Below are 7281 nucleotides of genomic sequence, written 5' to 3'. Positions count from 1 at the left end.
AGCCGCATACTACACAATAATCGTGTGGGTGAGACCTGCGTTCAGGTTCGAGCCGAGCGAAGCGAGACAGCAACGCGCAGCGTTGACCCGAAGGGCGAGTCCGGAGGACGAGTCATCCCGCACGACCCACCATTCTCTCAGGTATCGAAATATCCCCCAGACTCAGAAGCCGCATACTACACAATAATCGTGTGGGTGAGACCTGCGTTCAGGTTCGAGCCGAGCGAAGCGAGACAGCAACGCGGTAGCGTTGACCCGAAGGGCGAGTCCACAGGACGAGTCATCCCGCACAACCCACTATTTTCTTATCCTTCTCTCTCTCCCTGTTATACCTTCCAAGCAATATCATTTATACTTCTCATTCCAGAACCTCAAACAGATCTCTATAATCCTCTACTATCCTTTCTACCACTCAACTCCCTCCCAGATTTAACTCTATTAAACATTTTTGCCATTTTGAGACAATATCTGGCGACTTTTCGCAAAATATTGAGTATTTTGTTTAGGATAAAAAACAAACCAATCTGACTGGCAGCCTGAGAGATACTGTGGCTCCGGAATCACTGGCAATAGAGATGTGAGCGATGAGTGAAACTTTTGATGTAAATGCAGCGATTTATCCTTTCCCTGCGCGGCCTGTCCCGCTGGATGTGGACCAAAAAGCTTTTTATCGTGAGAAAATTAAAACACTGCTGAAGCAACGCGATGCCGTGTTAGTCGCTCACTATTATACTGACCCCGAAATTCAGGCCTTGGCCGAAGAGACCGGCGGTTGTGTTGCTGACTCACTGGAAATGGCGAGATTCGGTAACAACCACCCTGCGTCAACTCTGTTGGTCGCTGGCGTTCGTTTTATGGGTGAAACGGCTAAAATACTCAATCCCGAAAAGCAAGTATTGATGCCAACTCTCAATGCTGAATGTTCGCTAGATTTAGGCTGTCCGGCTGATGAATTTGCCGCATTCTGCGACAGCCATCCTGACCGCACTGTCGTGGTGTATGCCAATACCTCAGCGGCGGTCAAAGCCCGGGCTGATTGGGTGGTCACTTCCAGTATAGCGGTTGAGTTAATCGAACATCTCGATAGCCTGGGCGAGAAAATAATCTGGGCACCGGATAGGCACCTTGGAAACTATGTACAAAAAAGGAGTGGTGCAGATGTGCTGTGCTGGCAGGGGGCTTGTATCGTTCATGACGAGTTTAAAACCCAGGCACTGGCCCAAATGAAAGCATTACATCTCGATGCCGCGGTGTTGGTTCACCCGGAGTCGCCACAAGCTGTTGTCGATATGGCGGATGCGGTAGGTTCAACCAGTCAGTTGATCATGGCGGCCAAAACACTGCCCCAGAAAAAACTGATCGTCGCAACGGATCGGGGCATTTTCTATAAAATGCAGCAGGCTTGTCCGGACAAAGAGTTATTCGAAGCGCCCACTGCTGGCGAAGGTGCAACATGTAGAAGTTGTGCGCATTGTCCGTGGATGGCGATGAATGGTCTTAAAGCGATAGCTGAGGGGCTGGAGCAGGGTGGTGTGATGCATGAGATACATGTTGATGAACAATTGCGTCAGCAGGCGCTGATACCGCTAAATCGCATGTTGGAATTTGCCAATCAGTTGAAGCTACAGATCAAAGGCAATGCGTAAGCATTTATACTCGTCATACTTCAAGCTGCATGTGCGTTGGCCGCGCTCAATCACCCGAATCACTTACTACAGTAAGCTCGTCGGGATTCATTCGCTTGCCGCCTTCCTGCAACTCGAATTATTTAGAGTATATTCACTACTGTATTAACAGCAAAAGGATAGCCAGATGGATTTCTTTAGTACCAGTAACATATTGGTTCATATTCCGCTGGGTACAGGCGGGTATGATTTTTCATGGATTGAAGCAATAGGTACGCTGTTTGGGTTGCTGTGCATCTGGTTTGCCAGCAAAGAGAAAATCATTAACTACTTGTTTGGGTTGATAAACGTAACGTTGTTCGCGGTGATTTTCTTCCAGATCCAACTCTATGCCAGCTTGTTGCTACAGCTGTTCTTCTTTGTAGCTAATATTTATGGTTGGTATGCCTGGAGCAAACAAACGCCTGATAACCAAGCGGAATTGAAAATTCGTTGGCTATCTTTGCCGAAAGCATTGGTTTGGGGCGTGGTTTGTGTCGCGGGTATCGCATTGATGACGTTGCATATTGATACGGTATTTGCCTGGCTAACCCGTACGGCAGTTACTGTTATGCAAGGCTTGGGAGCGAATGTCCAAATGCCGGAGTTGCAGCCAGACGCTTTCCCATTCTGGGACTCCACTATGATGGTCTTATCCATCGTGGCGATGATCTTGATGACTCGAAAGTATGTTGAAAACTGGCTGATTTGGGTGGTTATTGATGTCATCAGTGTGGCAATTTTCGCCTACCAGGGCGTTTACGCCATGGCGCTGGAGTACGTGATACTGACGCTGATTGCACTAAATGGTTCTTGGCTTTGGATTAAGAGCGCGGCACGAAACCATTCACGCCCACTGTCTACCCTGAGTGATTAATATTTCGGTTCAATAGCTGTTGCTGTAAATGTCAGTCAGGCGAGGTGCTCCAGAGCATTCGCCTGACTGATAACATCAATGATGGTGATGATGGTGCTCTCCGGCACTAGCGGCTTGATTAATGCCGCAATCTGGTGCTTTGCAGTGCTGGTACTCCATCTGGATGGTGGCATGACCAATATGGTAATGATGCAGCAGATGGTACTGAATTCGTTGCAGTAATTCATCATTGTCTTGCGGTGGGATCACCTGCACATGCAGTGTCATCAGCCGTTGGTCTCCGACTTGCCATAAGTGGACGTGATGGACGTCTCGCACCTCATAGATGCTGGTGCAGAGATCTTTGCGCAACTTATTGATATCAATCTCCTGCGGTGCGCCCTCCAATAGCTCGTGAAAACTTTCTTTCAGCAGACGCCAGGCACTGCGTAACACCAATAGCGAGACCAATACTGACAAAATTGGATCTATGGGTGTCCAGCCGGTGGTCAGGATCACTACGGCTGCCACGATAGCCCCGACGGAACCTAATAAGTCACCCATAACATGCAAGGCCGCGGCCCGCACATTGATATTCTTTTCTTCCTCGCCACGATGAAGTATCCAGAAGCAGAAAATATTCGCACCTAATCCCGCTATGGCGATGATTAACATCGGTACACCCATCACCTCATGCGGGGTAAAGAAACGCCGAACCGCCTCCCAAAAAATCAGCACGACAATCAATAATAAAGCTGCGGCGTTAACAAAAGCGGCCAGCGTGGTAAGACGCAAATAACCAAAGGTATGGCGAGAATCCGGCTTCCTCCGTGAGAAATGTACTGCCATTAGTGCAATAAATAATGCGGCTGAATCGGTCAGCATATGCCCGGCATCAGCCAGCAGTGCCAGCGAGCCAGATAACCAGCCGCCAATCGCCTCTGCCACCATAAACAGAGTCGTCACAGCGAACGCTATCAACAGGCGCTTGCTGTTGCCGTCTTGTGGGAAAAACGATGATGCAGACATATTTATCCTTCAATGGTAAAAGCTGAACGCAAAACGAGAATTATCTATCTATGTTAGCCCTGATAGGATTTCATTCAATGATTGATGCATATTATAGATAACAGCGGTGTTGTTGTTTATCTGTACTGCTCTTCTAATGCGATAAAGTAGATTTACAGCATCCAATTCACCAGTTAGATTGGTTCAACTAGATTAATACAGACAGACGTTGTGCGATGATCGTCACAAGACTTAATGGAAGAGCTATGAATTACCAGATTGATGACCTACGGATTAAAGAAATTAAGGAACTCCTGCCCCCTGTCGCCCTGCTAGAGAAGTTTCCGGCTAGTGAAAAAGCAGCAGAAATCGTCGCCAAGACCCGCGCTGCGATTCACAACATTTTGCGCGCTCAGGACGATCGCTTGTTGGTGGTGATTGGCCCATGCTCCATTCACGATACTCAGGCGGCCAAAGAATATGCGGCCCGCTTGCTGACATTGCGTGAAGAGCTGCAAGGTGAGCTAGAAGTGGTGATGCGGGTGTATTTTGAAAAACCGCGTACCACGGTAGGTTGGAAAGGTCTGATTAACGATCCGCATATGGATGGTAGCTACAATATCAATGATGGTCTGCGTATCGCACGTAAGTTGCTATTGGATATTAATGAGAGCGGCTTACCGGCTGCCGGCGAGTTTTTGGATATGATTACCCCGCAATATTTGGCTGACCTGATGAGCTGGGGGGCGATTGGTGCTCGTACCACGGAATCTCAGGTTCACCGCGAGCTGGCTTCTGGCTTGTCTTGCCCGGTTGGTTTCAAAAATGGTACCGATGGCACTATCAAAGTAGCTATTGATGCTATCAATGCCGCCAGTGCGCCACACTGTTTCCTGTCGGTGACTAAATGGGGGCACTCAGCGATTGTCAATACCGCCGGAAATGATGATTGCCATATCATTCTGCGTGGCGGCAAAGAGCCGAATTACAGCAGCGCCCATGTTGCTGCGGTGAAAGAGGGGCTTAGCAAAGCTGGCCTGGAACCACAAATCATGATTGATTTCAGCCATGCTAACAGCTGTAAGCAATTCAAAAAGCAAATGGAAGTAGGAACGGATGTTTGCCGTCAGATTGCTCAGGGCGAAAAATCCATTATGGGTGTGATGATTGAAAGTCATCTGGTCGAAGGTAGTCAGAATCTGGAAAGTGGCGAACCCTTAACTTACGGCCAAAGTGTCACCGATGCTTGTATTGGTTGGGAAGATACAGAAGCGTTGCTGCGCCAGTTATCGAATGCAGTCAAAGCTCGCCGCCAGTAGACTATCGTACTTGCCATTCTGAATTTGGGCGATGTTCCTCCCAATAGCTGGTCAATAAAAACCCCCGCCATCTGAGATGTACGGGGGTTTTTTAATGGGACTAATCAGGAATGATTACTTCGCTTTACCCTGATTGGCAACCGCAGCAGCTTTAGCCGCGATTTCATCAGCGTTACCCAGATAGTAGTGTTTGATTGGTTTGAAGTTTTCGTCAAACTCATACACCAATGGCACACCTGTTGGGATATTCAGCTCAAGAATTTCTTCTTCGTTCAGATTATCCAGATATTTAACCAGTGCACGCAGAGAGTTACCGTGAGCAGCGATGATAACGCGCTCGCCACTGGCGATACGTGGTTTGATCACTTCTTCCCAGTAAGGGATAACGCGATCGATGGTCAGAGCCAGGCTTTCAGTGGTTGGCAGCTCTGCATCAGTTAATTTTGCATAACGTGGGTCATGGCCAGGGAAGCGCTCATCACTTTTATCCAGTGCTGGAGGGGTGATGGCAAAGCCGCGACGCCACAGTTTAACTTGATCATCACCGTATTTAGCCGCAGTTTCAGATTTATCCAGACCTTGCAATGCGCCGTAATGACGCTCATTCAGTTTCCAGGTTTTTTCCGTTGGAAGCCAAGCCTGATCCAGTTCGTCCAGGATACTCCACAAGGTGTGGATAGCGCGTTTTAATACTGAGGTGTAGGCGAAATCAAAAGTAAAACCTTCATCTTTCAACAGCTTGCCAGCTGCTTTTGCTTCGGTACGGCCTTTCTCAGACAAATCAACGTCATACCAACCCGTAAAGCGGTTTTCGTTGTTCCATTGACTTTCGCCGTGACGTACCAGAACCAGCTTTGTTACTGCCATAGTTCGAACTCCTCAGATGACTAATTTATACCGATTACAACTTCAAGCTGCATACGTGTTGACTGTCTTGCTGCAACTTGAATTATTCAGGGTATATTCAATGATAACTATTATCATTATATTGCGTGATGACCGCAGACAGCAATCGATAGTGTTTAACCATAGCCAATTTTTTATCATAAGGTAAGGCCAGAGGTCGAATCGATTTAATCGCATCCAATCGTCTGAGCCAGTGTCCCTTTCTGTGATTTAATTATTTGAGCAACATCAGTGGGCAAGTTTGACCAGATAGTCAATGGGGGATTTGTTTTTGCTTCGATGGTATCAACGGTGACTTGATAATCGCAGAAATTAGCAGATTTGGCCGTATTTTGATCTATCAGGAATGCAGCATACTGGCCTTTATCCGGTGATGTGCCAATAAAAATGATCTTCCAATAGCCACTCGGGAGTGCAACAGACGGCTTCGCTGGCAGTGTTCCGATATTGCGTTCAAATAGCGGCCCGGTAACGGAGTAAACAGCAGTAACATCCTGACGGTTAGCCAATGTGCGCTCCTTGTCTTCGAGCCTCACCCATGCACCTTGGTTTAAAGCTGCTTTTTGTGGCGTGATATTGGACAAATAATTAAGCGCCTGCGAATCCTCGTTACCCGCGAGTAAGCTTAGCGGAGCCTGATGCCCACGATCAACGGCCAGCTTTTGATTAGCGCCAGTATAATCTGCCGGTGCTAGTGTATCTGAGGCTGGCAAGTCGGGATCTTGTGCCCATTTACGCGGGTGATTGCTAGCCTGACTGCTTTTCGTGACTTTATATGCCACCCAATTTGCAAATTTGGTATTACTGTTATTGTTCAGCGTATACACATCGCGGATAACTGTTTGATCACTACCACCGGTCGGGCAGCCGACAAGGCAGTTATCAATAGCTGCAGCAGGTAAATTTTGTTCGGTAACGGCAGGTGCCGAGAGTGTGGTTTTGGGCGCGGTGGAGTGATCTGTGGTGGTACATGCGGCCAATAAAAGAACAGGCAAAAGTTTAATCAGATTAAATTTCATTATTTATTCCTCTTGCTAATTTGATTTCAGAAATAACATTAAATGAATCATATAGTTAAAATATGAAAATAGTTATAAAAACAATTACGAAAATTATAACTATTTTTAAATTATATAAAGACCAGTAGTGGCGACATTTAAACCTCAATACTCAGCACTTACTTAAAGAACGCTGTGATTTATTTATTATAAAAACTTACGTGCATTATTTTTACGTTATTCCGGAGGAAACTTTATTTACGCTTTCATCGCTATTCGGCTTAATTAATGATGCGTGGAGTTCACTGCAAACTTTCCTATTTCTACAATAATGAGTATTCCAGCTTGTTGGCAATTATTTACCCCCATCATTTAAATACTCGAATGTTTTTCTCTGCGTTGATAATAATCCTAACTTAATATTTAATTTATGTTATATCATTTTAATAATATTTAATTTGTTGATATTTAATGATTTTATAGTTTATGGCTGAGTTTTATATATTAGCATTGTTTATTTTTCATAGATT

General features: G+C 46.2%; 6 protein-coding genes and 2 other RNA genes. 5 read left to right on the top strand and 3 right to left on the bottom strand.

Annotated elements, in window-relative coordinates:
- The first annotated feature begins 8 nt into the window (after positions 1 to 8).
- From QSV56_RS09800 to pnuC, 4 genes are all read left to right on the top strand, one after another.
- Positions 9 to 132, top strand: a non-coding RNA gene (locus tag QSV56_RS09800) — RtT sRNA.
- Positions 133 to 175: 43 nt separating this feature from the next.
- A non-coding RNA gene (locus QSV56_RS09795) (RtT sRNA) lies at positions 176 to 300 on the top strand.
- A gap of 284 nt (positions 301 to 584) precedes the next feature.
- A complete protein-coding gene (nadA, locus tag QSV56_RS09790; protein ID WP_301212165.1) occupies positions 585 to 1646 on the top strand; it encodes a quinolinate synthase NadA in 1062 nt (353 codons plus the stop codon).
- A 166-nt stretch (positions 1647 to 1812) separates the two neighbouring features.
- Complete coding sequence (gene pnuC, locus QSV56_RS09785; protein WP_301212163.1) at positions 1813 to 2541, top strand: nicotinamide riboside transporter PnuC; 729 nt, start codon at positions 1813 to 1815, stop codon at positions 2539 to 2541.
- Between the two features lie 75 nt (positions 2542 to 2616).
- On the opposite strand, the gene zitB is transcribed toward pnuC, so the two are convergent.
- Positions 2617 to 3549, bottom strand: coding sequence for a CDF family zinc transporter ZitB (gene zitB, locus QSV56_RS09780; RefSeq protein WP_301212161.1), 933 nt, complete (start codon positions 3547 to 3549; stop codon positions 2617 to 2619).
- Between the two features lie 245 nt (positions 3550 to 3794).
- Here zitB and aroG point away from each other — a divergent pair, with 245 nt between their 5' ends.
- A complete protein-coding gene (aroG, locus tag QSV56_RS09775) occupies positions 3795 to 4847 on the top strand; it encodes a 3-deoxy-7-phosphoheptulonate synthase AroG (RefSeq protein WP_019081131.1) in 1053 nt (350 codons plus the stop codon).
- A 114-nt stretch (positions 4848 to 4961) separates the two neighbouring features.
- Here aroG and gpmA read toward each other — a convergent pair whose 3' ends face one another.
- Together gpmA and QSV56_RS09765 are read right to left on the bottom strand one after the other, a co-directional pair.
- Positions 4962 to 5714 carry a 2,3-diphosphoglycerate-dependent phosphoglycerate mutase gene (gene gpmA / locus QSV56_RS09770; RefSeq protein ID WP_019081130.1) on the bottom strand — a complete coding sequence of 251 codons (753 nt, stop codon included), beginning with the start codon at positions 5712 to 5714 and terminating at the stop codon, positions 4962 to 4964.
- A gap of 206 nt (positions 5715 to 5920) precedes the next feature.
- Entirely contained in the window at positions 5921 to 6772 is an 852-nt protein-coding gene (locus QSV56_RS09765; RefSeq protein WP_046051325.1) for a DNA/RNA non-specific endonuclease, read from the bottom strand.
- Positions 6773 to 7281: the final 509 nt, after the last annotated feature.

It is taken from the genome of Yersinia sp. 22-579 (assembly GCF_030433455.1).
GTDB classification, from domain to species: Bacteria; Pseudomonadota; Gammaproteobacteria; order Enterobacterales; family Enterobacteriaceae; genus Yersinia; species Yersinia enterocolitica.
Note: the sequence above shows the minus strand (reverse complement) of the source record. Positions and strands in the feature narration are given on the sequence as shown.

What these genes read in the sequence shown, in the direction of transcription:
- nadA (WP_301212165.1), top strand. Translation starts at nt 585, where the DNA reads ATGAGTGAAACTTTTGATGTAAATGCAGCGATTTATCCTTTCCCTGCG.
- gpmA (WP_019081130.1), bottom strand. Translation starts at nt 5,714, where the DNA reads ATGGCAGTAACAAAGCTGGTTCTGGTACGTCACGGCGAAAGTCAATGG.
- pnuC (WP_301212163.1), top strand. Translation starts at nt 1,813, where the DNA reads ATGGATTTCTTTAGTACCAGTAACATATTGGTTCATATTCCGCTGGGT.
- aroG (WP_019081131.1), top strand. Translation starts at nt 3,795, where the DNA reads ATGAATTACCAGATTGATGACCTACGGATTAAAGAAATTAAGGAACTC.
- QSV56_RS09765 (WP_046051325.1), bottom strand. Translation starts at nt 6,772, where the DNA reads ATGAAATTTAATCTGATTAAACTTTTGCCTGTTCTTTTATTGGCCGCA.
- zitB (WP_301212161.1), bottom strand. Translation starts at nt 3,549, where the DNA reads ATGTCTGCATCATCGTTTTTCCCACAAGACGGCAACAGCAAGCGCCTG.